Source organism: Gimesia panareensis, assembly GCF_007748155.1.
Classification (GTDB): domain Bacteria; phylum Planctomycetota; class Planctomycetia; order Planctomycetales; family Planctomycetaceae; genus Gimesia; species Gimesia panareensis.
The window spans coordinates 4356550-4381559 of the sequence record NZ_CP037421.1 but is presented as its reverse complement, the minus strand read 5'-3'; the positions used below and the strand labels follow the sequence as shown (position 1 = coordinate 4381559).

At 55.0% G+C, this 25010-nt stretch carries 17 protein-coding genes and 1 tRNA gene; 6 read left to right on the top strand and 12 right to left on the bottom strand.

The genetic code is table 11. The features are described 5' to 3' along the window. Positions 1–323: 323 nt before the first annotated feature. The 3 genes from Enr10x_RS16170 to Enr10x_RS16160 form a co-directional block, all read right to left on the bottom strand. Complete coding sequence (locus tag Enr10x_RS16170; RefSeq protein WP_145450678.1) at positions 324–683, bottom strand: rhodanese-like domain-containing protein; 360 nt, start codon at positions 681–683, stop codon at positions 324–326. 262 nt (positions 684–945) lie between these two features. Next, complete coding sequence (locus Enr10x_RS16165; protein WP_232093029.1) at positions 946–1614, bottom strand: response regulator transcription factor; 669 nt, start codon at positions 1612–1614, stop codon at positions 946–948. A 120-nt stretch (positions 1615–1734) separates the two neighbouring features. Further along, positions 1735–1995, bottom strand: a complete 261-nt coding sequence (locus Enr10x_RS16160; protein WP_145450677.1) for a dodecin family protein — start codon at positions 1993–1995, stop codon at positions 1735–1737. Between the two features lie 285 nt (positions 1996–2280). Between Enr10x_RS16160 and istA the strand changes: the two genes are divergently transcribed. From istA to Enr10x_RS16140, 4 genes are all read left to right on the top strand, one after another. Then, positions 2281–3765, top strand: a complete 1485-nt coding sequence (istA, locus tag Enr10x_RS16155; protein ID WP_145447831.1) for an IS21 family transposase — start codon at positions 2281–2283, stop codon at positions 3763–3765. A 2-nt stretch (positions 3766–3767) separates the two neighbouring features. Beyond that, complete coding sequence (gene istB / locus Enr10x_RS16150; RefSeq protein ID WP_145447830.1) at positions 3768–4562, top strand: IS21-like element helper ATPase IstB; 795 nt, start codon at positions 3768–3770, stop codon at positions 4560–4562. A gap of 848 nt (positions 4563–5410) precedes the next feature. Continuing rightward, on the top strand, positions 5411–6508 hold the full coding sequence (locus tag Enr10x_RS16145; protein WP_145450676.1) for a DUF1559 domain-containing protein: 1098 nt from the start codon (positions 5411–5413) through the stop codon (positions 6506–6508). 110 nt (positions 6509–6618) lie between these two features. Next, positions 6619–8298 carry a PepSY-associated TM helix domain-containing protein gene (locus Enr10x_RS16140; protein ID WP_145450675.1) on the top strand — a complete coding sequence of 560 codons (1680 nt, stop codon included), beginning with the start codon at positions 6619–6621 and terminating at the stop codon, positions 8296–8298. 228 nt (positions 8299–8526) lie between these two features. Here Enr10x_RS16140 and Enr10x_RS16135 read toward each other — a convergent pair whose 3' ends face one another. From Enr10x_RS16135 to Enr10x_RS16125, 3 genes are all read right to left on the bottom strand, one after another. Next, positions 8527–8823 (bottom strand): hypothetical protein, encoded by a 297-nt coding sequence (locus Enr10x_RS16135; protein ID WP_145450674.1) that lies wholly within the window; start codon positions 8821–8823, stop codon positions 8527–8529. A 307-nt stretch (positions 8824–9130) separates the two neighbouring features. Next, a tRNA-Lys gene (locus tag Enr10x_RS16130) sits at positions 9131–9203 on the bottom strand. Between the two features lie 280 nt (positions 9204–9483). Next, positions 9484–11061 (bottom strand): aldehyde dehydrogenase (NADP(+)), encoded by a 1578-nt coding sequence (locus Enr10x_RS16125; protein ID WP_145450673.1) that lies wholly within the window; start codon positions 11059–11061, stop codon positions 9484–9486. 100 nt (positions 11062–11161) lie between these two features. Between Enr10x_RS16125 and Enr10x_RS16120 the strand changes: the two genes are divergently transcribed. After that, the gene (locus Enr10x_RS16120; RefSeq protein ID WP_145450672.1) at positions 11162–12634 is read left to right on the top strand and encodes an NAD(P)/FAD-dependent oxidoreductase; all 1473 of its coding nucleotides are present in this window, start codon (positions 11162–11164) and stop codon (positions 12632–12634) included. A 13-nt stretch (positions 12635–12647) separates the two neighbouring features. Here Enr10x_RS16120 and htpG read toward each other — a convergent pair whose 3' ends face one another. Further along, entirely contained in the window at positions 12648–14558 is a 1911-nt protein-coding gene (gene htpG / locus Enr10x_RS16115; protein WP_145450671.1) for a molecular chaperone HtpG, read from the bottom strand. Positions 14559–14836: 278 nt separating this feature from the next. Between htpG and Enr10x_RS16110 the strand changes: the two genes are divergently transcribed. Further along, the gene (locus Enr10x_RS16110; protein WP_145109832.1) at positions 14837–15727 is read left to right on the top strand and encodes a sugar phosphate isomerase/epimerase family protein; all 891 of its coding nucleotides are present in this window, start codon (positions 14837–14839) and stop codon (positions 15725–15727) included. 33 nt (positions 15728–15760) lie between these two features. Here the strand turns inward: Enr10x_RS16110 and csrA are convergent, their stop codons facing one another. From csrA to Enr10x_RS16085, 5 genes are all read right to left on the bottom strand, one after another. Beyond that, positions 15761–15958 carry a carbon storage regulator CsrA gene (csrA, locus tag Enr10x_RS16105; protein ID WP_145109829.1) on the bottom strand — a complete coding sequence of 66 codons (198 nt, stop codon included), beginning with the start codon at positions 15956–15958 and terminating at the stop codon, positions 15761–15763. 244 nt (positions 15959–16202) lie between these two features. Then, positions 16203–16994, bottom strand: a complete 792-nt coding sequence (locus Enr10x_RS16100) for an MOSC domain-containing protein (RefSeq protein ID WP_145109826.1) — start codon at positions 16992–16994, stop codon at positions 16203–16205. A gap of 46 nt (positions 16995–17040) precedes the next feature. Then, positions 17041–18720 carry a hypothetical protein gene (locus Enr10x_RS29995; protein ID WP_197997242.1) on the bottom strand — a complete coding sequence of 560 codons (1680 nt, stop codon included), beginning with the start codon at positions 18718–18720 and terminating at the stop codon, positions 17041–17043. Positions 18721–18741: 21 nt separating this feature from the next. Next, positions 18742–21303: an ABC transporter substrate-binding protein gene (locus Enr10x_RS16090; RefSeq protein WP_145450670.1), complete on the bottom strand. Its 2562-nt coding sequence runs from the start codon at positions 21301–21303 to the stop codon at positions 18742–18744. Further along, positions 21300–24992, bottom strand: a complete 3693-nt coding sequence (locus Enr10x_RS16085) for an outer membrane protein assembly factor BamB family protein (protein WP_145450669.1) — start codon at positions 24990–24992, stop codon at positions 21300–21302. The genes Enr10x_RS16090 and Enr10x_RS16085 overlap by 4 nt, the downstream gene beginning before the upstream one ends. Positions 24993–25010 lie beyond the last annotated feature (18 nt).

Here is a 25010-nt window from a genome sequence, read left to right as displayed (position 1 = left end):
TCGCAAATCACCGATATTTCGTAATAAGTATGGAAGGATGAAAGGGACCAGGAGGGTCAAAAAGGGCAGAAGTTCCTGCCCGGCATGCGGCTCGTGGATGAGTCATTTCGGAAGGGGTAGCTGGAACGTGTATGCGATGAGTATCGAAAGGCAGCTCCATAACCGGGGGCGAATTTCGCGAGAAGTGGGCTGAGGCCGCGGGGCTGAGGCATCCTGCAAGCGGGGAACTGCGATTCGCACGCTTATGGGGCTGAGTGGCTGGTGTCGGAGACGACAGCAGCTTTTTTCATGCGCGGCTCAGAGACACCGATTATGGAATCAGCCTACGGTATCTCTGATCGATTTGTTATGTGGTGCCCATACTCAGTCGGGAGATGGGCTGCGATCCAGTCGATTTTTCCCGGCTCGTAATCGTAAACTCTCTGGTAGCCGAGTTGCAGCATTTGCTGTGTTGCCTGTTCTGAGTACTTGCATTCATAATTCAAGCTGTAAACAACAACGGTTTGAGTTTTGTCTGGGATCTCTTGCAAAATCTGTTCACAGAAGAAGTCCCCCAACGGAATATTGATGGCTCCCTGTAAATGAAATTTCTGGAAGTCGGTTTCAGATAGAACTTCCACCAGCTTCAGATCAGGGCACGAGACAAGAAGCTCCTGTAATTCTTTCCTGCTGATGGTCAACATGCCCCCAATCCTATCGAAAAATAACCGATAACCTCTGTAATTCAATTCTGGACCAGATTGTAAGAATTAAAAAATGCCGAGGCAACTAAATCTAATTTAAATCCATCAGAGAATACGAGACTATCGGGGCAATTAAGGTGGCGGGTCCAGGAAAAAGTCACCCCAAGTCATCGGGGTAACGCAGGTGGCAGAATGAATAGCAGTATGAGGGAGCTTTTATTTGACGACTGTAACACAAAACATGAGAATTCGAGAGGCAGATTCATTGATTCTCAATCGCCCACAGGGTTGCATGCAGGCTTAATTCTGTCGCATTTTGCAGATTCAGTTTGAGTTTAATATTTTCCCGATAGGTTTCCACTGTCTTGGAACTCAATTGCAGCTTCTGTGCGATCTGACGAGTTGTTTCCCCAGCGCCGATTTGCTTAAAGACTTCGAGTTCACGGGCTGAGAGACTCTCGATGGGGGACAGATCCGAATGATTATCCGAGCCAATGGAGCGGCAGATCATACGTTCTACGATGACAGGGCTCAAATATACTTTGCCGTCCAGAACACGGTAAATCGCTTTCAGTATCTGGTCCGCAGTCGCCTGTTTGTTGAGATAGCCCAGTGCGCCTGCGCGAACTGCTTTTTCGGCAAACAGAATTTCATCGTGCATGGAGACCACCAGAATTCTGATCTGGTCAAACTGCGATTTGATTTCCTTGATCAGGTCCAGGCCATTCCCATCTTTCAGCGAGATGCCAACAATGATCAGGTCTGGAGACACCTGGCCGATTTGTCTGATCGATTCCTCTTTGCCATCGGATTCAGCACAAACCTGCAGATCCTGCTGCTTTTCAATCAGTCGCGAATAGCCCTCTCTGACAATCGGGTGACTGTCGATGATCATAATTTGTGATTTCGTCTGATTTGATTGTAACATCATGAACCCTTTACTTATTTTAAAGAGCACTGGATACGTTGTGAAATGGAGAACGTTAATTCTCTCTTGGTGATCAGACGTCTTGCGGAACCCTCCTGACGCATACACAACGTCTACGTTCAATCAAATCCGTTCAAGTAACTTTATTGCTTCGTGGTTTCCCAATTCTGAGAGATGACCGTGATGTTCAACAATGAACGCAACATGGACTGTCGCCCGGTACTCTGTAATATTTCCGTTTTCCACCAGAGCTGTCTGATGGACTACATCAACCCCTGTGATCTGATGTAAAGTCGTAGCCGCTTCTTTGACGATCTGGCGAACAGCATCTTCCCATCCTGCTTCCGAAGTCCCAACAAGTTCGATTACTTTGACAACAGCCATTTACTCTAACTCCCGTGACAGTACTTGAGATGCTTCGGTAAACGCCTGATGTTGTTCCAGTCAGAGACGAAAGTCTTAGAAAATAAGAACTGATATAGGAAGGTCAAATCTCACAGATGTCTGGATATCTGTAAACAGCGGCCAGAAAACGTAGCGCCTGTCGGGTAGTGGCAAATCGGTATAAAAACGTAGCGCCCAGATGACCACCTGTTGGTTTTGGGTCAGACTCTCAGTATATGAGTCAGTTCTGATCCGGAAACAGCGGGGGCAAGGGTGATTACAGATATGGAGTTATGGGGTGAGATCCGTCGGCGTGTTCTGACCGGAGAAATCAGTCAACGTGCTGCTCGTGACGAGTACGGTATTCACTGGGACACGCTGCAAAAAATACTGACCTACTCGGAGCCGCCGGGATACCGGCTGACTAAGCCCCGGCCTTCCAAGCTGGAGCCGTTTCTGCCGATCATTCATGAGATTCTGCAGAACGACCGCAGCGTGCATCGCAAACAGCGCCATACGGGGAAGCGCATCTTCGAACGTCTGCGGGACGAACACGGGTATTCCGGTGGAATCACGATCGTCCGGGAAGCCATCCGTGACTGGAAAGCCCAGTCCCGCGAGGTTTTCCTGCCGCTCCGCCATCCCCCGGGCGAAGCCCAGGTGGACTTCGGCTTTGCCGATGTCTGGCTGGACGGAACACTGACCAAAGTCGCCCTGTTTGTGATGACGTTACCTTATTCGGACGCGATTTTTATCCAGGCCTTTCCCCGGGAATGTACGGAAGCCTTTCTGGAAGGACACAAGCGGGCCTTTGAATTTCTGGGCGGTGTACCGCAGCGGATCAGCTATGACAACTCGAAAATCGCAGTAGCCAGTCTGGTAGGGAACCGTGAGCGAAAAGTAACGACCGAGTTCCTGCGTCTGAAAAGCCACTTTCTGTTTGACGATCATTTCTGTCTGGTACGACGACCGAATGAGAAAGGCCATGTCGAGCGGTTGCTGGACTATGCCCGCAGCAACTTCCTGGTCCCCGTTCCCCGGGTTGCTTCCCTGGAGACTCTGAACGAGCAGTTAGTGCAATGCTGCCGGAACGATCTGCAGCGTCAGTTGCGGGGACAGGCTTCCCCCAAACAGAGCCTGCTGGCGGAAGAACAACGGGAATTCCTGCGGCCCCTGCCACAGCAGACGTTCGAAGCCTGCCGACTGGGACAGGCACACGCCGACTCCCTGTCGCTGGTCCGCTTTGATACCAACAGTTACTCGGTTCCCACAAAATACGCGCATCGTCAGATCACTATCGTGGCCACCATCACCGAAGTGCGGCTGTTGTTTGAAGAGACGTTAATCGCCCGGCACCAGCGGGACTGGGGACGGGAACAGACCCGTTTTAACCCGATTCATTACCTGAGTTTACTGGAACGGAAGCCGGGAGGCTTTGATCATGCCCGCCCCCTGGAAGACTGGGATCTGCCGGTCTGTCTGGGCATTCTCCGCCGTCGGCTGGAAGCCGAACTGCAGTCAGACGGCACGCGGGAGTTCATCAAGGTGCTGCGCCTGCTGGAACACCATCCGTTATCCGCACTGAAGCGTGCGGTGGAATACGCGCTGGACATTGATGCGACCCGCGCTTCTGCCATTCGCCTGATTCTGGAATACCAGCAGGAGTCACCGCTGACTCTGTTCAGCCTGGAAGGCCGTCCCCACCTGAAGCTGGTACAGGTGGCACAGACGGATGTTTCTGCTTACCAGTCCCTGTTAATCGGAGGTTAAACGTGACCAGAAAACAAACCAAAAGCCTGGTGCTGCTGCAGCACCATCTCAAGAACCTGAGGCTGCCCACCATCCTCAGAGAATGCGAAAAGATCGCCGCCCGTTGTGCCACTGACAATGTCGACCATCTGGGATTCCTGTTACAGTTATGTGAACTGGAACTGATTGAACGGGAACGCCGGGCCGCGGAACGACGTCTGAAGGCCGCGAAGTTCCCGACGTATAAGACCCTGGAAACGTTCGATTTTCAGGTCCAGCCCGGCCTCAACAAACTGCTGGTCAGCGAACTGATGCGGGGTGAGTTTATCGAGCAGCGGGAGAATATCCTGCTGGTGGGCAATTCCGGCACCGGCAAGACGCACCTGGCAGTCGCCCTGGGGATTGCCGCCTGCGGCCAGGGAAAGCGGGTCCGCTTTTACCAGGTCACAGAACTGATTACCCAGTTAATGGAAGCCCGCGAACAGCGGGAGTTAACCCGCCTGAAAAAGCAGCTCGCGAAACTCGATCTGCTGATTCTGGATGAACTGGGATATGTCCCCGCAAGTAAACTCGGCTCCGAGTTGCTGTTCGACGTGATCAGCACGGCTTACGAACGTTTCAGCCTGATCGTAACGACCAATCTCCCCTTTGAAAACTGGACCGAGGTCCTGGGCAGCGAACGGCTGACGGGGGCCACACTCGACCGGCTCACCCATCGTTGCCATATCCTGGAAACCACTGGTGAAAGTTACCGGTTACAGGACGCCAAACGGCGGCACACAAAAAGCTCAAGCAAGCAACCGCGACTGACGAAATAACAAAAGACCACGCATTCGTCCCCAAACAGCCACATCAGGACGAATCCTGCACAGACAGCGCTACGGTTTTCAACCGGCACGCGCTACGTTTTCTGACCGTTGTTTACAGCTGATGACACACGTTAAAATAGGCACGATTGCCGACGTTCGAGCTGCAATTGGTATCAGGGAAGATGTTCGGAGCGTAATGTGAAGAAATGGTTTCCAGACTTGTACGAACCACACGGCACTTGTTCAACAGGCATCATCTGACCTGTATGGTCACCTTGTTGGCATTCGTCGCTTCTTCGGTCGGGATTCCCCTGCAACCTTTCGGTCAACCAGCATCGGGCTGTCGCTGTGGAGAGGGTTTGAAAGCCGCCGGTCAATGCTGTTGTGCAAAGGCCAGACAAAAAGGCTTGCCCACAAGCTGCTGCCAGAGATTGCCCCGGAAAAGAATCACAAAATCCTGCTGTACCGGGAAAGTTGTCAGCTCCTCATCGGAGCTGTCACAACAGAAATCATGTTGTCAGCGCTCTGTAAAGTCGTGTTGTGGCCATAAGTCCCAGCCGACCTCTTCTGAATCAAAAGTTCTTTCCATTTCGGCCTGTGGTTGTGATAGAGCATCCGATTCGGGCATTCTGGTCAATGCGCAGCCTCGCATTTCGTCTGCCGTTGTGATGGCTCCCTCCGAATATGCTGGGACAAAATGGTGTCCGCTCTCTGACCCCTTACCCACCAGCCGATCGATTCTCCCCGAAACTCCTCCTCCGGAAGTGCGTCCGCTTCATTTCCTGCTCGCTTAGAGCGCAGATCGTCCGGCTGTCAGCCGGATTACGCACATTCCTTTCAATTATGGAGTTTCAATTGTGAATCATTCAGCAAAGTTCCGCGCCCCCGATCCGCGCGGATTTACCTTAATCGAACTTCTGGTGGTCATTGCGATCATCGCCATCTTGATTGCTCTGCTGCTGCCTGCCGTGCAACAGGCCCGCGAAGCGGCACGACGCGCGCAATGCAAAAATAACCTCAAACAACTAGGCCTGGCCCTGCACAACTACCAGTCCACGTACTCTGTCTTTCCGATGGCAGGCACCCGCGACACCGACTTTTCCGTTCAGGCGCGACTCCTGCCTTATGTTGACCAGGCCAACCTCCAGAACCTGCTCGATTTTAGACAACAGGCCTTCACCGGGGGCTGGAGTGGAAAAAGCCCGAACCCGCTTTTCGTGAACGCGTTCGCCACCCCGCTACCGCTGTTTCTCTGTCCGAGTGATCCCGCACCTGCCCAAACCACGCTGACCGTGAGCGGCAGCAGCTATACCTACGGCGGTCTGAACTACATGATGAGCTTCGGCAGCGGGACAGGGATCAACTACGATTTTAACGTCCCCACCGATGGAATCTTCTACCAGTATTCCAATGATTCGTTCCGCGACATTACCGATGGGGCGTCGAACACAGTTGTCATGAGCGAAACGGTCCGGAGTGTGGGACCGGACTTCACCTTGCCAGCTGGTCAACTCCCCCAATTTCCGTACCAGGCAACGTTGAATGGCTCTTCGGGGGTGGGATCGAGCTCCAGTCCGGGAATGGCGGCAGGAGGGGCGTGGACGTCTTTTGCTAACGCAAATGGAATGATTACCAATCCCGATCTTTCCCAGGTTGTGCCGACGTTGACAGACTGGCGCGGAGGACAAAGCCCCGCCATCCGCGGACGGGGTATCTCCTGGGCATTCACTGGCGCCATCAACAGCATGACCAACGGCTATCTGCCGCCCAACAGTAAACTCCCGGACGTGGTAACTCACTGGACCGGATATTTTGCACCGCGGAGTCATCACACGGGCGGGGCACACGTCTTGATGGGCGATGGTTCCGTGCGTTTTCTGAGTGACAGTCTGGATATGAACCTGAATCATGCGATTCACAGCAAGAATGGAGGGGAAGTGCTTGGCGAGTTCTAAAAGTTGAGAAGTCTGTCTGATCTGTGTCCCATCCCTGATGTTTATCAAACCACCTCTTCAGGGATGAGTTTTCTCTACTTCCTGTTTACCTGAACTCGAAAGTTTCACCGATGAAGAAAAAACTCCCACTGGCTACGCTGCCGTCGTACAGGGCGGTCTGGCGCTGGCATTTCTACGCAGGACTCTATTGCATTCCCTTCGTTCTGTTTCTGTCGATCAGCGGAACCCTGTATCTGTTCCAGACGGAAATCGAACAGTGGATTGACCGACCTTATAATCAGCTTGAGGTTACAGCTACAGCCTCAACCTCAGTCCCCGCCGGCATCGTGCAGGCGGCGGAAGCCGCGTTCCCTGGTTCTGCCTTCCGGTTTTACCAAGTCCCCCAATCTCCGGTGGCCGCTGCGCAGGTAATGTTACTTCACGATCAGTCACGGCTGCGAACCTACGTGCATCCACAAACATTGCAGGTGCTGCATTCCGTTCGCGAAGAAGATCGATTCATGCGAGTGGTGCGGCGGCTGCACGGTGAATTGTGGCTCGGCGAGAACGGTTCTTACCTCGTCGAGCTGGCAGCCTGTTGGACCATTGTGTTAGTGCTTTCCGGCCTGTTTTTATGGTGGCCGCGAAACGCCCAGGGGTTAGGGGGCGTGGTTTATCCGCGACTGCGAAAGGGGTCGAAAACTTTCTGGCGCGACATTCACAGCGTCTCCGGAATCTGGATTTCGGTACTGGTTTTGATTCTGATCATGACCGGACTGCCCTGGTCGAAGTTCTGGGGCGGCTACTTTAAAGAGGTGCGAAAGCTGACGAATACGGCCCCGCAACGACAGACCTGGTCCACGCGCAGTTCCTTCCGCGATGAACCACCTGCTGACGGGTATGATGTGCGGGAGTTGAATCGCGTTGTCGAGACCGTCAGCGTTCTCGAGTTGGCGCAACCGATTCAGATTTCTCCACCGGCCGGCAAGACAAAGGCCTGGACCGTGCAGTCACTGACTCCAAACCGCCCCCAGCGGGTGACTCTGGCCGTCGATGGTCAGTCAGGGGAAGTTCTGAGTCGGCACGATTTCCACAATCTGCATCCTGTTGACAAGGTGGTTAACACCGGCATCGCCTTTCATGAAGGACAGTTGTTTGGTTGGCCCAATCAGTTGCTGGGTGTATTGACCACAGCGGGGCTGGTGACCATGAGCCTTTCCGGCGTTGTCCTCTGGTGGCGTCGACGGCAGCCGAATACCCTGGGAGCCCCGGCACTCCCCGGGGAAAGTCGAGTATCGCTGGTTCTGATCGGACTGGTCGTGCTGCTGGGGATCGCGTTGCCCCTGTTTGGGCTGTCTCTGGTCCTGATGTTACTGGCCGAATGGCTGGTCTTCTCACGCTTCTCTGGTCTGAAGTCATGGCTGGGACTGTCTGTTGCGTTCCTGCTGTTGTCGGTGTCGGGGTGCGGGGCGAACCTGCTGGAGCAGGGGACTGAAGCGACCGTCACCGTTGCCGGCGAGCCAATCATTGATGTGCGGGTGACGGTTTTTCTGATGCAGGACGGACAGCCGGTTGAACTGGGCTCTGCCGTGTCGCGGGCGGAAGGCAAGCTGAAGTTCATTCAGCCCAAATCTGCCGGTCCTCTTGTCCTGGGACCTGGAGACTACCGTTTCACCGTTGAAACGGTAGGTGCGCCCCTCGTGATTCCCAAAGAATACAGAGCCCCGGCCACAACGCCACTCCAGGTCACCCTGCCCTCGACAGACGGCATCACGTTGACGCTTCCTGAACCGGAATCAGGAAAACGCTGATGCCATTCGGTCTGAGTAGTGTATATGAAAAGTATGTGGAGTTTGGCTAAAAACTGGGGATGATCATTATCGATCTGAGGTAATCATCAAAAGTAAAAAGGACTTTTTGAATTAGGTGTGGCGTAAGAAAACGGTCGGAGTGCTATCCGGCTGGAATTTGAGCGGGGCGGAGCCGTTTAATGGCCGATCTAACTACCCGAGCGGTGGGGGGGGACTCTGCATGGCCAGTCACCCTTCCAGGGCCTTGATTTTGTCTCTCGAGACAGCGGCGGTCATTCCTTCGCCATGGTCGATGCACCATCTGAGTACACTCTCCCATTCTGCGATCAAATTTTTATACTCGGTCCGGTGGGGCGTGGCTTCTTCGGCTTCGAGGTCGAGCTGGGCTTTAGTTGCCCGCCAGACGGCTTCAGCTTGCTTCCTGGCCTCGTTGATCGCTTTTCCCGCTACCGCCGTCGAAGCGGTACTTCTTGCCGTGTTAGAGCACTTTCCTCGGACGGCTTTCCAGTTCAACCGGCAAGTCAATCAACTAGCCGCGATCTTCAATTCTTACGCCCCACACAGCATGCCCACACATATACACCCTCATCAGGCTGCTTCAGAGGCCCTCTGGCTGGACATTAGCGATGGAGGCATAACTACCTCCTCAGGAATTTCGAGGCCGAATAAAGCGATTCTAAGTGGCCTGGAGCACAGACAGCTCTATGCCCCTAATCGCTATTTAGCTGCAATTAAAACGAGCAGATTAGGTACACTTTGAAAATCAATCATTTAGGTACAAAATCGGTAAATCAAAAAAGCCCTAAGCTGTTGAAGCTTAAGGCTTTATGAATGAGGGCGCAGGGACTTGAACCCTGGACCTACGGATTAAAAGTCCGTTGCTCTACCAACTGAGCTACGCCCTCATTTGTTCTTACTGTATTTGATCGGCCGGAGCATTCAACGCGGCATGGTTGGTGTCCGCTGCTCGACAGGCCGTTTGATGACTGAGTCAGGATAATAGCAACAACCACAATCACTTCACAACGTTACGGGCAAAAAAAATCTCTCTAAATTCATATTTTCTCAACCCTTAGTCCTCTAGACGCTTCTGACTTATGACAGGTTCGCCTTTTCACTCGTCTGAACGTTTCTGAAGCATTCTCCCGGCCCGTTTCCAGGACCCGGTTGGCCTTTTCGCTACGTTCAATAATCGGCCTGTGTGTACATTCCGTCAATATAACGCCACTGGGCCGGGTTCGGATTCTTCGGCTGCAGCGCCGCCGGCAGTCGCCCGGGGCGGACGTTGTCAAAGCACTGCAGCATCGAGAACCGGTGGATCGCCGCCGGAATTCCGACCGACGTGAAGACTGGATGCCCCGTCGAAGGGAAGGGGCCGCCGTGATTCATTGCCGGGCTAACGGCCACGCCGGTCGGCATCTTGTCGTTCAGCAGTCGGCCCACCTTCTGACGCAGGGCCGGGGCGACCAGATCGTACAACCCGTCGTCCTCGCCTGTGGTCTGGCTGTAAATGCAGCCGGTCAGGTTCCCCTCCAGGCACTCGGCGATCCGGGCCAGTTCTTCATCGCTCTCCGCGACGACAAACAGCGAACTGTTGCCGAACGCCTCCGCCTGCAATGCTTCGGGATCTTTGAGGAAGGCACTCCCCGCAACCCGCAGCAGCGTATTCGCACAGGAGAAACCGGCGCCGTCCGTGGGAGTCCCTCCGGTAACGAGTGTCGCTCCCGCAGCCTGGATCGCAGCGATGCCCGACTGGAACCCGCGCTGTACTCCTTCGCTCAGCAGCACGCCGGCCGGGGCCGCTTCGAACTGCTGTTTGACCTGGTCGATGAAGGTCTCCGCTGCGTCGCCCGCTTTGAGGACCACCAGCCCCGGATTCGTACAGAACTGACCGGTTCCCATCAGGCAGCTCCCCTTGAATTCCTCCGCGATCTCCGCGCTCCGCTCGGCCAGGGCGCCCGGCAGGATGAAGACCGGGTTAATGCTGGAGAGTTCGAGGTAGACCGGCTTGCCCGCCTTGTCGGCCGCTTCCTTGATCGTCAGCCCCGCGCTCCGTCCGCCGGTATAACCGATGGCGCCCATCAGCGGGTGCGACACGAGCCGGCATCCGTCGGCGTGGCTTGTCCGGTAGATCAGCTGCACGAAACCAGTCGGCATGTCGGTCGCTTTGGCGGCAGCGTCGGCGGCTTCACCGAAGATGCGTGTCGTTTCCGGGTGCGACGAGTGTCCTTTGGCGATCACCGGGTTTCCCGCGGCGACCGCGGCGGCGAAGTCACCCCCGGCGATGCTGTTGAACGCAAACGGGAAGTTGTTCGGACCAAACACGGTCACGGGACCGATCGGGCCGAACATCGAACTGATGCCGGTCGCGGTGTCGATGGTCGGCTGTGCCCAGGAACCTTCGCGGGCATGACTGGCGGCCTGACGCAGCTGATTCGTCGTCCGCGGCAGCTCGCCGTCACGCAGCCGTGGCGATTCGGGATAGCCGGTCTCCGCGTGGGCGGCGTCCACCAGGGCATCGGCGCGGGCTTCGATTTCATTCGCGTACGCTTCCAGGAAGGCGGCAAACCGTTCACCCGGCCAGCCTCGCATCGCTTTCGAAGCTTCAGCAGCCGCGGTGATCGCAGATTCGATTTCGTCCCAGGGGCTGACGGGAAACAGCGGTGCCAGCGTTTCGCCGGTCGCGGGGTTCACTCCCTGAAACGTCTGAGTCCCTGTCGAGGTCGTCCATTCTCCGTTAATCAGAACCGGTTGTGTTTCCATGATCTATCCTTTTCAACCTGCTATTTGCGGGGGCAATCAGTTAGTATGTGATGCGTGATTTCCGTTTGTCTTTCGATTCGAGCAGAGGCAGTCCGCTCTGATGCAGCAATTTGATGTGGTGATCCTGGGAGCCGGTTTCGGCGGCAGTCTGACGGCCCTGTTGCTCGATCGCATCGGCCTCTCCGTCGCCCTGGTCGACCGCGGCACGCATCCCCGTTTCGCGATTGGGGAATCCTCCACGCCCGCTGCCGGCTATCTGCTCCAGTCACTGTCTGCACAGTACGATCTTCCACAATTTGAGCCATTTTGCAAGTATGGGACCTGGCAGCAGGCCCACCCCGACATCAGCTGCGGCATCAAGCGGGGCTTCAGCTACTTTGCCCACACGCCGCATCAGCCGTTTCAGGCACAGCCCTCGCATGGCAGCGAACTGCTGGTGACCGCCAACCTCAGCGACACACTCGCGGATACACACTGGTACCGGGCCGACGTCGATCACTGGTTCGTCCGGCAGGTGGAAGCGTCCAACATCGTCTATCGGGATCAGACTGCCGTCACGCTGCAGCACAACCAACCCGGCTGGCAAATCCAGGGGACTCGACTCGGCGAACGCGTCAATCTCCAGGCGAACTTTCTGATCGACGCCACCGGGGCCGCGGGTATCGTTGCCCGCACGCTGGGTATCACGCCGGAAACCGAATTCAAAACCCACTCCTCCGCCATCTTCGGCCATTTCCGCAACGTCGCTCCCTGGCAGACCATTCTGGACGGGCAGGGCATATCGCAAATCGACTATCCGTTCAACTGCGACCACAGCGCCCTGCATCATGTCCTCAGCGAAGGCTGGATGTGGCAGCTGCGATTCAATAACGGCATCACCAGCGCTGGCTTCGTTCTCGACGGAGTATCAGACCAACAGAGCTGGGAAGCATTGCTGGAACGTTATCCCTCGATCCAGCAACAATTCGCCGAAGCAGAATGCGTCGCGCCGGAAGACGGACTGCGAACCACCGGCCGCCTGCAGCGGGGCTGGAAAGAGTGTGCCGGTTCGGACTGGGCACTGCTGCCCCACACCGCCGGATTTATTGATCCGCTACACAGCACGGGCATCGCGCACACCCTGTGCGGCATCGAACGGCTCGTCACGATTCTGGAGCAGCATGCAGGGCAGGGGACGCTGACCGGACAACTGGCCGCATACTCCCACTCGCTGCAGACTGAGCGCACATTGATCGATACGCTGGTCGCCTGCTGTTATCGCAGTCGGCACGATTTCGAACGGTTCTGGCTGAGCACGCTTTTCTATTTCGCCGCCGCGACAAGCTACGAGCACCTCCGCTTTCATGAACAGCAGCGGCCCTGGCTCCTCTGTGCCGACGATGAACGTTTTCGACAGACAGTCGCCGACTGGTATGAACTCGTTTCCCGCGACGATCTCCCGGTAGACTACCAGACAGACTGGCTGCAGACCGCGCGTGAATTGCTCGCACCCTGGGATCGGGTGGGACTGTTCGAGCCCGCGGTGCCCCACATGTATTACTACACCGCGGCCCCGGAAGCGGAACCGCGGTGAGCAATTTTATCGACTAGGTAATGATGGGCGAGCGTTTCTGTGCCAGCTCTTCCATCATGCTCTGGATATTGGACGTGATCTCTTCCGGGCTGGTTGCAATCCCTGTCATCAGAGAAGCGTTCCAGAACAGCTGCCGGCCGCACTGCTTGATGAAGGCATGCTGGTCGGCGTTGGAGGAGAGCGTACAGAGCCGCTTGATCAGCTCGGCGTCTGGATTGATTTCCAGGATCCGTTTGCTGGTCGGGAAGTCCTTGTTGCCCATGCTCAGGACTTTCTGCAGCTGCGAACTGATAGCCCCTTCCGGCATCACCAGACAACAGGGACTGTCGGTCAGGCGGTCTGATTTGGTCACCGATTCGACGTCGTCCTTGAGTTCTTCCTCGAACAGCGAGAGGACCTTCTCGAATTCGGGAGTGAGAGCTTCCTGCTCTTCCTGTTTCTCGTCCTCTTTTTCTTCACTGTCGGATTCGGCTTTCTCGTCGCCGGGCAGTTTTACCTCAGCGGAGTCGATCGAGATGATATCGTGGTCTTCGAACTTTGCGAGATTCGACAGGACGATCTCATCCATCGGGTCGGGGAGGAAGAAGACTTCGATGCCTTTCTTGCGGAAGATTTCCAGGTTCGGATTGCGGGAGATCGTATGGAAATCGTTGCCGCCCAGGTAGTAAATCTGCTTCTGGTCTTCGCCTGCTTTTTCCAGGTACGCTTCCAGCGAAACGAGCTCGGTTTCGGAAGTACCTCGTGACGAGGGGAACCGCAGCAGTTTGGCGATCGCGTCGCGGTTTTCAAAATCGGTGCCGATCCCTTCACGCAGGGCACTGCCGAACTGGCGATAGAACTCGAGATACTGTTCTTCGTCGTCCTTTGCCATCGAGGCCAGGTGAGAGAGTACCCGCTTGACGAGCACCTTTTTAATCTTGCGGAATACGGTGTTGTCCTGCAGCGATTCGCGGGAGATGTTCAGCGGCAGGTCGGCCGAGTCGACCAGGCCGTACAGGAACCGCAGGTATTCGGGGAGCAGGTCCCGGTTGTCGTTCTGGACCAGGATCCGTTTCGCACACAGGCTGATGCCGTGCTCGGTCCGGCCAAAGCCCATCAGTTCCAGGTTGGTCTGCGGGCAGTAGAGGATGGTGTGAAACTGAAACGGCGAATCGCTGCTGAGGTGCAGGTGCCAGCGGGCCGATTCTTCCCCGTTGTGGGCCAGGTACTGGTAGAAGCCGTCGTACTGTTCCTGTGTGAGCTGAGTTTTGGGTTCGATCCAGATCGGCTTCTGATCGTTGACCAGTTCTTCCCCCAGCTTGATCGGGTAGGGGACGAAGGTTGAATATTTATTGAGGATGTATTTCAGCCGGGTGTCGTCGGTAAATTCATCCAGATCCTTGCGGAGGTGCAGGCGAATGGATGTGCCTCGCCCCAGGTCTTCCTGCGGTTCGATGGTGAAATCGCCGGTGCCGTCCGATTCCCATTTCCAGCCCTTTTCCTCCTGGCAGCTACGGGTCAGCACTTCGACCTTGTCGGCCAGCATGAAGGCGGAGTAGAAGCCGACGCCGAATTTTCCGATCAGCGAGACTTCTTCTTTTTCATCCCCTTTGGCGTTTTTCAGGAAGTCGAGCGAACCACTGTGGGCAATGGTCCCGATGTTGTCGATCAACTCCTGGTGGGTCATGCCCACGCCGTTGTCACAGATGGCCAGTACGCGGTTTTCCTTGTCCGGCTCGAGGCGAATCTCGAGGGGCTGGTCATCCTTGAGGGCCTCATCCGTCAACGAAAGGAACCGGTATTTGTCCAGGGCATCCGAGGCGTTGGAGATCAGCTCCCGGATGGCGATTTCCCGATTCTGGTACAGAGAGTGGGAAAGCAGATCGAGAAGTTTTTTGATTTCTGCCTGAAACGTGAATTTTTCTGGTGCGGTTTTTTCGTTCATGATCTTTCTCTGAATCGAAAACTGACAATAAGGGTAACGAATCAATTAACGTTGATGCCCCGCCGGACGTGGAAGACCGGTATCCGGACGCATCGTGCCCCGTTTATAAAGGGATCGGAATGACTTGTAAAGTTGCCCCAATCGGCTGCAGGCCGAGTTAAGTCAGAAAACCGCTCAAAAGACGTTTGTAATCTGCCGGCGGCCTGCGTAATAATAGTATCATCGCTGCTGCAGCGAGGCGTTTCATCCAGCATCCCTCAAAATCGGAGAACACTGATATGACATTTTACTCCCGCCGCGACTTTTTGAAAACAAGTGCTTTGGGGGGAATGCTGGCATTGGGCGGAGGTCTCCCGGCCCTGGCACGGGCAGCAGACAAGAAGCCCCAGGCACAATACGGCCTGGTGACCTATCAGTGGGCCAAAGACTGGGATCTGCCCACACTACTGAAAAACTGTGAAACCGCCAACGTCCTCGGCGTTGAACTGCGAACCACGCATAAGCATGGCGTCGAACGCGATCTGAACAAAAACGAACGCCGCGAAGTCGCGAAGAAATTCACGGACAGCCCCGTCACCCTGGTCGGTATCGGCAGTAATGAACGGTTCGACAATCCGGATGCCGACGTCCTCAAGCAGGCGAAAGAAGCGACGAAAGACTTCATCAAACTCAGCCACGATGTGGGCGGGACGGGCGTCAAAGTCAAACCCGATTCATTTCACAAGAACGTTCCCGAAGAAGTGACCATTGAACAGATCGGAAAGTCACTGAATGAAATGGGGGCCTTCGGTGCCGATTATGGACAGCAGATCCGTCTGGAAGTTCACGGCAAATGTGCTCACCTGCCTACGATCCGGAAGATTCTGGATGTGGCCGATCATCCGAATGTCGCGATCTGCTGGAACTGCAACAAGCAGGATCAGGAAGGGGCCGGCCTGGATGCGAACTTCGCGATGGTGAAAGACCGCCTGGGCGATACGACACACATTCACGATCTGATTCATGATCCCTATCCGCACAAACGGTTCTTTGAACTGATGGCGGGGGCGAATTATACAGGCTGGTTGATGCTGGAAGAGGGCAAACAGCCGAAAGGTGACCCCGTAGCGGCCCTGGCAGAACAGCGCAAGCTGTTCGACAAAATGTGGGCGCAGGCCCAGGACAGCTGATGGCTGTGGGTGGATTAAGACGATTTGAAACGACTAGGGAGTTGTGCAGTCCGTGTTGTCGTGCGAACTCTGTTCCTTGATCGCAGCGTAGACTTCTTCCCGATGTACGGTGACGTCTTTAGGCGCTTCGATACCAAGGCGGACCTTGTCGTTTTTGATTTCAATCACCATCAGTGTGATTGAATCACCAATCATAATCTTTTCGTCTTTTTTACGGCTGAGAACAAGCATCGCGATTCCCTGCGAATAAGTTGGGAGGTTTTTCAAAGCTTTTGGGAAACAGCGCGTGTTTTTTTCGCAGCTGTTTCTAAAAAGCGACACTTGAAACTTACCGTACTGTTTTTGAACAGTCTGCCTGGATCTTGAAAAAAACGGGGGGAATCCCCTAACCGCCTGTCCTCTCTGATCGGATATAACGGTTAGCGCGATTCTGCACCTGGCGTCTGGTGTTGATTTTTCGGTTCTTCCGGTTCCCTCAGGAGAGGATCTCGAGGGGGTCGCCGCACTGAATTCGGGCTGATTGGCCTTCAGGCAAGCAGTGCAGTCGTGTGTTGACCGAGAGGCGATACATGTTGCGGAACAACGAAAGCGCCCCCCAGGAGGGGAAGGTTTCTTCCCGTTTCAGAATGAATGTTTTCATGAACTGGGGATCGGTCTGACCGGTGGACGGTACGCGAGAAGGGACCACGCACCGCTTACAGGGATTAGATCCTGCAAAGGTCACCTCCCCGAGACGAAACAGCACCGGGGTATCAACGGGTGCGTAAAGTCGGTCTTCGCAGAACGGCAGATCTCCTGTAAATTCGATGTTGGCCCGGAACCGCTGCCGCAGTTCTTCCACAGAAATGCCGGGGAACCAGCGGGCGACTTCTTCGTAGGTCTGGGTGCTGATGACGGTCGGCCCTGCAGCCTCCAGATCATCGGGGAAGCCGGTGGATGTGTTTTCTTTCAGTGACACAGGCTGCCGGAAAAAATCACTGAACCAGGTTTCCAGTTGCGGCTGGTTTTCAGAGAGCTGAAAGGATTCCGGACTCATCTCGAGATGCGGGGATGAAAGCATGACGGTCTGCTGTTCCAGATCGTATGTCGAACGAATCTGATGGATCGAGGCACGCTTTTTTGCATTGATGACCTGGCCGTCAGCATCGAACAGTGCAAACTGACGATCCCCCTTCAGTCCGCCGCCGGGCAGCACAGTGACTTGATCCACAAAGAGAGGATCGAGCGATTTAATGGGAAACAGGGCAATGCGAGAGAGCGTCCACATGTGATGAGTATTTCCTGAGCGAGGGGAAGCAGTCCCACAGAACCGCTTAACGACTCTGTTCCTGAAGTTGCCTGAGATCCTTGATCTCGGCTTTGAAATCGACGATGCCGGTGGGATCGAGAAAACGATTGATGCGGGTTTCCGTTTCCCGGCACAGGCTGGCAATCCGGGATTCTGCAGCGCGATTCTTCTGTTCCTGGGCGGCTTCTGTCGCTGTAACGCGGATGACGGTCAGTTTGTCCTGAAAGGTCTTTCTGGGTGAGATGCCGCTCTCCAACTCCCGAATACCTCTGTCGACTTTTTTCCATTCATTGTTTTTCGCCCATTTGCGGATCCGCGACATCTGCATCGAGAGCGCAGCGACCGCTTCAATCAGTTCTCCATTCAGTACGGCCAGATCCCCTTCCAGTCCCAGGCGAATCCGGTCGTCGGGTACCTGGATCGCAGCCCGCGGCGCGATACCGGGAATGTAGGGGACATTGGCAACCAGCGCTTTTCCACTGCGAACATACAGCCAGATTAAAGGCTCGGCAGGATTCGCGCTGACGGTGATCGTGCCATTCCGGTTTGTCAGCAATTCGCCAGTGATATATTCCTTCTCAAAGGAGACTGGTTTGCCGGTTTCTTCACTCTCTTTTTTCGCCGCGATCTGCAACTGGCGGACTTCCTGCGGATTGAGTGGAGACAGCTGCACCCGCATGCCGGCGTATGTCTGTGCTGCAGTGCCCCGGGGAACCAGCGACAGGCGCGTTTCAGGATAATGTGGCGCGACCCGGATGGCCTGCATTTCGACTCGCCTGCGACTGCTGCTCAGGATGCCCCGCAGACCGGAAGAGATGGAACACCGGGCATGTTTGCGGTCCACCTCTTCCAGAATGAGATACGTCCAGGGAATCATCTGGATGTTTTTGACTTCACGGTTCCGGTTCAGATAGCGGAAGAACGGCACAAAGAAGTCCTGTTTCTGTAATGTACCGATCGTGGGGTCGGGGGTCAGGAATTGACTACCCTGTTCGCTGACAATGGCCTGGTCTCCTTCAACTGACTCAATCGTGACGACAGCAGAAAACAGGTCGCGAAGGATCTGAAAGCTGGTCTCGGCCAGGAAGGGACGCGCGTAAGTTGTTTTTTTAACGAGGGGCCCCAATTGTTGAGAATCGACATCGAATTCTCTGCCAGACAGTTGAAATCCGATCCCCGCGGATTCGACCGTCAGCAGAAACAGCTTGTCGAATGCCTGGGTGGGGTAGTGTTTGAGAATGGCTTCTGTAGAGAGGCGGTCCAGCCCGGCAACAGTGGGGAGAGGCAGCCAGTCATTCACGTAAATGCCTGCTGCATTCTCGTCAGAACCGGTAGAAGTCAGTGCCCATTTCTCGCCTGCCGAACGCTCAATGAACTGGGGAAGTCGTGATTGGATCTGTTGACGGTCAAACTCCGTCAACCGGCAGTCAGTCGCATAAGCCAGTTCAATACGGATTCGATAAGGTCTTAAGCTGATGTGCCGCGTGTCTGGTTTGGGGGGCGATTTCGTTTCGGTCTTGTCGGGGGCAGCTGGCTCTGCGAGTGCTGGTTCTGTGGGTGCAGGCTCTGTGGAAGCAGGCTCTGTGGGGGCAGGCTCTGTGGGGGCAGGCTCGGTCTGCGCAGCGCGGAGAGAGTCTGTCGTCAGGACGAGCGTTCCGACCAGAGTGAAGCAGAAACAGATTCTTAAGAGGTCATACCAGCGCATGTAACAAACGGCATTCCTATATTATTGTGTCAGAGCCTGGGTTGAGGTCAGGGTTTCCCCCCTGGGATAAACGGGCGTCGTGATCCACTGCTCAACATTGTCGTAAAAATTCAGAGGACGATCGGCGTAGCCTTTGATATTCGTACGGAACACATGAAACTGATCAATCTCCCAGAGCGGAATAATGTGGGCCATCGAATACAGCTGTCGCTGCAGTTTTTTGATTAACGTGGTGGCAGTTTCCCAGTCCGTTGATTCGTCGAGTTCAATCAGTTTCTGCCGCATCCAGTCCGGGAAAATCTCGAGCGATTTAATCTCAGCTCCCTTCCCAACCGTCAGGAACGGCCAGAGCTCCATTGTCGGTTGCGTCATCGCGGTCGTGCGGTAGACGATATCCCATTTTAAGTTTTCTTTTTTGGCTTCCTCGGGGGTGTTTGGAATCAGCGTGACGATGACGCCGATCCGTCTCCAGGCCTTGATCAGTTCCTGGGCAGCATCCTGGGCTTCCGGGTTGGGATCACAGAGCAGATGCAGTGTGGGGAACTGCCCTCCCAGTTTCTTCTGGGAAGCTACCGCGAGTGCCACTGCCAGCGGAAAATTATAGTCGCGCTGCGGAACCTGTTGATTATAAACCTGCAGGCCGGAGTAAAATGGAGCGGTCACCAGGCGGCCGTTCAACAGGTTTGATTCATGCAGCAGTGTTTCTGTCAGGATTTTCTGTCGATCGATGGCATAGGCCAGGGCCCTGCGGAGTTCGAGAATCTGCAGCGGTTTGCTTTCCGGGTTGAACTGCAGTACGTGCGTTAAAGGAATGGCACTCTGCACGACATTGAATTCATCCTGTTCCTTGAAATAAGAGACCAGTCCGGCGGGGAGGAAGGGAAGTACACCGACTTCCCCTCTCAGCAGTGCCTGAAACGATTTTTCAAACGTGGGATAACGGACCTCGTTAATCTGAGCGACATTATAATCACGCAGGCCTTCCGGTTCCGGGACGGCACGAATGTAGCTGACCTGTTTTGAGCTATCGGAATCCTGTTGATCGATAACAAAGCGGCTGGTAGCGCCGATCTTCTTTTGGGGAGACAGACGCGCGGCCTGTGGATCATCGACGACAGCGCTGAACATCGGCGGGGAAGTAATCGGGAAGGAGAGCAGCCATTCGGTGCTCAGCGGGACCCGATCAAAGTGAATCCGGAACGTAAAGGGAGCCGTGGTTGTAATCGAGTGCACGTAGCTGTCAAAGCGTTCGTCGTAGGCACTGTTTCCAGGCGTGATCCTGGCACGCACATCTTGAGCGATGTCGGCAGCGAGCAGCATCGGATGCGATTCCCAGGTCGCATACGACTGACGCAGAACAAAGTCGGCCCGTCTCCCCAGATCGGTTGGTTCCCATTGTTCAAAAAAACGACTCTGGTACAGCGGCGTCTGGTCCACTTTGCCGACTTCGAACAGCGGGATCTGAGTCAGCTTCTCATGTCTGCGGGTTGAATTGCATTCCAGGAAGTAGGGGCTCTGGTCGAGGGCTGTTTCCAGAACACCCACATTGATGACCGGATAACGGGCCTGGTAACGACGCAGGGCATCACGCAACCGGGGATTGACGGGCCAGACAACCGATGCTTCCATAACCAGATCAAATGCCTGCTGGTAATCATTTTGCTGCGCCCGCTGGTTCGCCTGTTGCAGGATGGCATCTGACTGCTTTAAAAAGGTATCCCGCCACTTCGCCACAGTCGCCTGTCGGGGGAAGATGGTCGCCAGACGATTCAGGTAGTGGTGCGCTTCGCGGTAGTCTTCCACCTTAACGGCGCGGGAGATCATCGTATCGATAATTTCACCTGCGAGTTTGCTCAAGCCCGGGTAATCAGGAACGCGGCTCTGCAGGTCTTCTACAAATGCCAGGGCGTTGACGTATTGATTCGCTTTCTGTTTGTCCTGGGCCTCCAGGAACAGCAGTCGCTGCTGTCGTTGATCAAATCCAGGCCAGTCCCGATGTCTCCGGTCGAGGAACAGCAGCATCTCAAAAGCGGTTTTCAGATCACCCGCGGTGAGCAGGGCATCAATCCGTTTCAGGATCTGGTCTTCATAATAGACGATCTGTTTGACATTCTGCCGCTGAATCCGGTATTCGGGATCCTCTTTTTCGCCGACCAGCGTCAGGTTAATAAAATTGAATGAGGCCCGTTTTTCCCGCTGTTCTTCCTGCTCTTCCTTACTTTTGGCTTTCGGCCAGTCGTAACTTGCCTTCAAAGCCGCTTCGAGTTTGCCCAGTGTATCCGGACGCGGGTAAACCGGTTGGACAATCAGGACTTGATCGGTTTCGAGTACAACCCAGTCGACGGGCGGTTTTTTGAGCAGATCTTCGACTGAGGGAGTCTGCATTTCCTCAAGCTTGGGAAGTGGCGGTTCTTTGTCCTCCTCCTCCGATTTCGAGTCGCCTGTTTTATTTTTATCATCCTGCTTTTTGTTGGGGGGATCGGTCTTTTTCTCGTTCTGCGCAAAACAGGTAGAGAGGCCTCGAGGACCGGACAGCCACACGAGACAGATCAACAGGATCAGGAACTTTTTCCAGGGAATCATAGTGCTGCCTGTCCTTTCTGTTGCAGTGTCTGGTCGATGCGATACAGGCTGCCATCCACGGTCGGCACCAGGAGTATTTTGTCGAGGGTGACAATCGATCCGCTGCTGGGCAGCGGCGCTTTGGTTTCAGACTGAACCTGACCTGTTTTCGGGTCAACGGCAAGCACACTTCCGCTCTGCAGGGCCAGCAGCAACCTGTTTCCCTCGCTGGAGGGGGCTCCGGACAGGGAACTGTCCGGCAGCTTCAATTGCCATAACTGTTTCAGGCTGTCTTTGATTTCATAGCAGGTCAACATCTGGCGGGATTCGACAAACAGCAGGTTGCCTGTGATCCAGAGGTCGTTAGAGGCTGGCGTGGGGAGCGTCAGCTTTGTTTTCAGTTGGCTGGTCCTGGCATCCAGAACCTGCAGTTGCCCGGAGGCATCGGTGACAGCGATGTCGGTCTGACTGAAGCCGGCATCGAAATCAACCGGCTGTTTGAGATCGATTGTCGAGAGCGCTGCCAGGTGACGAACCGGACTGGATCGATACTGCAGTGCGATAATCTGGCCTGCCGTGGTGATGGCAATACACTTGTCTTTATCTGTCGGGATCAGTTGTCTCCAGTGGACCTCTTTGCCCACATTTCCGGGCAGAGCGTATTCCTGGACGGTGTTGAGTCCGCGACCTTTGCGGAAGACGGCGACAGTTCTGTTAAAAGGTAAAGCAATGCCGTCACCGATCAGCACGGGCATGGCTTCCAGGGGGCCGGGCAGTTCGATCGTCTGATCGAGTTGTCCGTATTTATTCAAGATCCAGAGTGTCGGTTGTGGTGCTCCACAACTGACGGCGATCGTTCCGTCGGATAAGCGCGTTGCTTTGAGAGGCGTTTTCAGATTATCCGGGAGTTTGAGCTGCGTCAGGGGGCGTTCGATGAAACCGGAAGTGGATGAACCAAGATCAGTGGCCCGCAGACGGAAAATATCGCCGTCGGAGGTAATACAGAGCAGGCCCGGCTGGGGCTGGTTGGCATCACCGTAAGGGTACACCGCCAGAATGTCGGTCCCCAGGATCGATTTCCAGGTGCTGGACATCTCATTCCGATTGGCAATGGTAAAGATCACGGAATTGGATGATAACAATCGCCGCCCCAGATAGAGATTGTTTCCGATCAACTGCATCGGCTGTGACCCCAGACCCTCGGCAATTTTTTTCTCTTCCAGCTTGATCCCGTTACTCAGCAGCGTAAATTTTCGCAGGGCGGAACTGCTCATCCAGAGTTGACCACTGGAACCGGCAGAGAGATAGATCTCACACGAGAGAGGATCCTGCAACTGATAAGAGGCGATTTCTGTAAGCTTGCGTTTCCCTTCTTCATCGGTGACTGTAAATGCAGTGATCCGTTCGGGGACCGTCGGGAAAAACAGCTGTTTCCCCCGCATGATGGGCTGGCTGTGGATCTGCCCTTTGATGCGGTACTGTTCCAGTTCCTTGAGCGATGCAGTTTGACCATTCCCGTCCAACACGTGTAACAGAGCCGAGTCGGCCCGGTCATTTTCACAGACCATCAGGAGTTTTCCCATAGGAATGATGGGGATCTGAATCGTTCCGGGCCGATGCCCCAACGCTGCCACCTTGCGGCATTCAAAAGGCCTTAAGGAAACCAGGTAGAGCATGCCTTCGTAGCCGGCCACTGCGACCGACTGTTCTCCGTAGACCAGGCCGGGGGCTCCTGCCAGCGGCTGGGCAAACTTGAGCTGTGAAACAATATCGCCGGTCTGCAGGTCCAGGTTTAAGAGTTCGCCCCCTTCGCAGGAAACCACGATCGTTCCCTGGTTGACCAGTGGCTTGCCCGTGGGACGCGAGGGCATCTTCTGCCGCCAGACCAGGGAACCACTTTTCTGGGTGACGCAGAGCAGGTCGTGATGACGCGTGTCAAACAGTAGCAGCGAGGGTTCTTTCACGGTAACGGTCTGCGGCGGAAACGGGGCATCCAGACCGATCGGTCGTTTCCAGACGGGATCACCGGTGATCGAGTCGATGCCGAAGCAACTGCCGTTCGCCAGTGCGAAGACATTCCTCCCGTCAGAGATAGCATTGGATCGGGAACGGGTATGCAGCGACAGGGTAACTGCCTGCGGGAACAGTTCCGGATATTCTTTGGTTGACCCGGCGACCGGCTCGTTACTGGACTGGACCTCTGCCTGTTCCACTTCCAGAATACGGGACAGGACGGTCGCCATTTTGCGGTCGTTCTGGTAGTAGGGATAGCGGTCCAGCAGATGACGCCGCTGCTTCAGTGCATTCAGTGTATCTTTCTTTTTGATTGAGTCTTCAATCTCTTTGACGGCTACATCGAAGACTTCTTTCCGCAGGATTTCGGCTTCCGCCTTTTCATAGCCGGCTTTGATTTTCGCCAGGGCTTCCGTCGGCGGGGCATCGGGAGGACTGTAACGCGTGAGGATCTTCTCCGCATTCGTGGAGACGGTGAGCAACTCCCGTTCTTTCGTCCGGCTCGCGGTTTCCACAGCCCCCAGGGCAATGCGTTGCCCGTAATCGGTCAGCGTCGGGTAAAGTTCCTTGAAATCGGAATCGTCGCGATGTTTTTTGATGAAATTCTCCGTCGCTTCCAGACCGGCGTGCCAGGAGGGAGTCGAACCAGAGATTTCTTTCTCCACGAACGATTTACTCAGTAAGATCCGGGCCTCATCGGCATAGTCACTCTTGTTGTAGTTTTCCAGGAAGTATTCAAACAGCTGGATGGCCTGCGAATATTTTCCCGAGTCCATTTCCTGTACTGCGGCATCGTAGTGACGCTTGGCGGTATCGCGGCCGATGATGAACCAGAAGACCAGGGCGGTCAGTGCGAGCAGCACGCTGCCCCCGACCAGGGAGAGAATCATCGGGGAGCGGACAATCTGACGCTCACCGGGACGCACTGCGTTCCGCGAGGAGCGATGACGGATCCGATCTTTAAGTGAGAGTGTTTCCGGTTTGCCGTCCGTTTGGGACTCTGCCTCTTCAGATTCGGTATCCCCGGCATGCTCACTCGAGCGGGACAGGAACGGCCTGGGAGCCGGTTTCGCGGCGGCTTCTGGTTCTGCCTCAGTCAGCAGTTCGGCAGCGGAAGCCAGATCCAGGTCATCGTCTTCCAGCAGTTCTTCCTCAAGTTCCTCTTCTTCGGGGGTCGGTTTGGCCGGCTTCCGCGATGGAGAGGACTTCTTCTGACTCTTTTTGGTGCCGTTTTTCTTTCGGGAATCAGAACTGGTTGCTGACTTTTCTGGTTTGGATTCTGCCTTCGGTTTCTCCGGCATCGGCCTGTTAAAAACCAGCATTTCAGAGCTGACCGGTTTCAGGTCATACATCGAACTTTCATCGTCACCCGTGACGTCCGGCAGCGGCGCGTCGAGGTCGAGCAGATCGACTTCATCCGTAAACAGGATATCTGCTTCACCGATCCGGATCAGGTCACCGTCATTCAACAGGGCCCGCCCCGACATGACGCCATTAATCTCAACCCCATCACTGGTGGCCGCGAGTAATTCATATCCTTTTTTATTCCAGCTGATACGGCACTGCATGGAAGCAACGCCTTCGCCTTCCACCTGCAGGTCATTGGAGGAATGGCTGCCGATGGAGACGGGCTGCTGTTTGGATAGCTCAATGTTTTGAGTTTTTCCGGATAAGAATGAGATTTCTAAACTGGCCATAGAGCTTACTTATCTGTT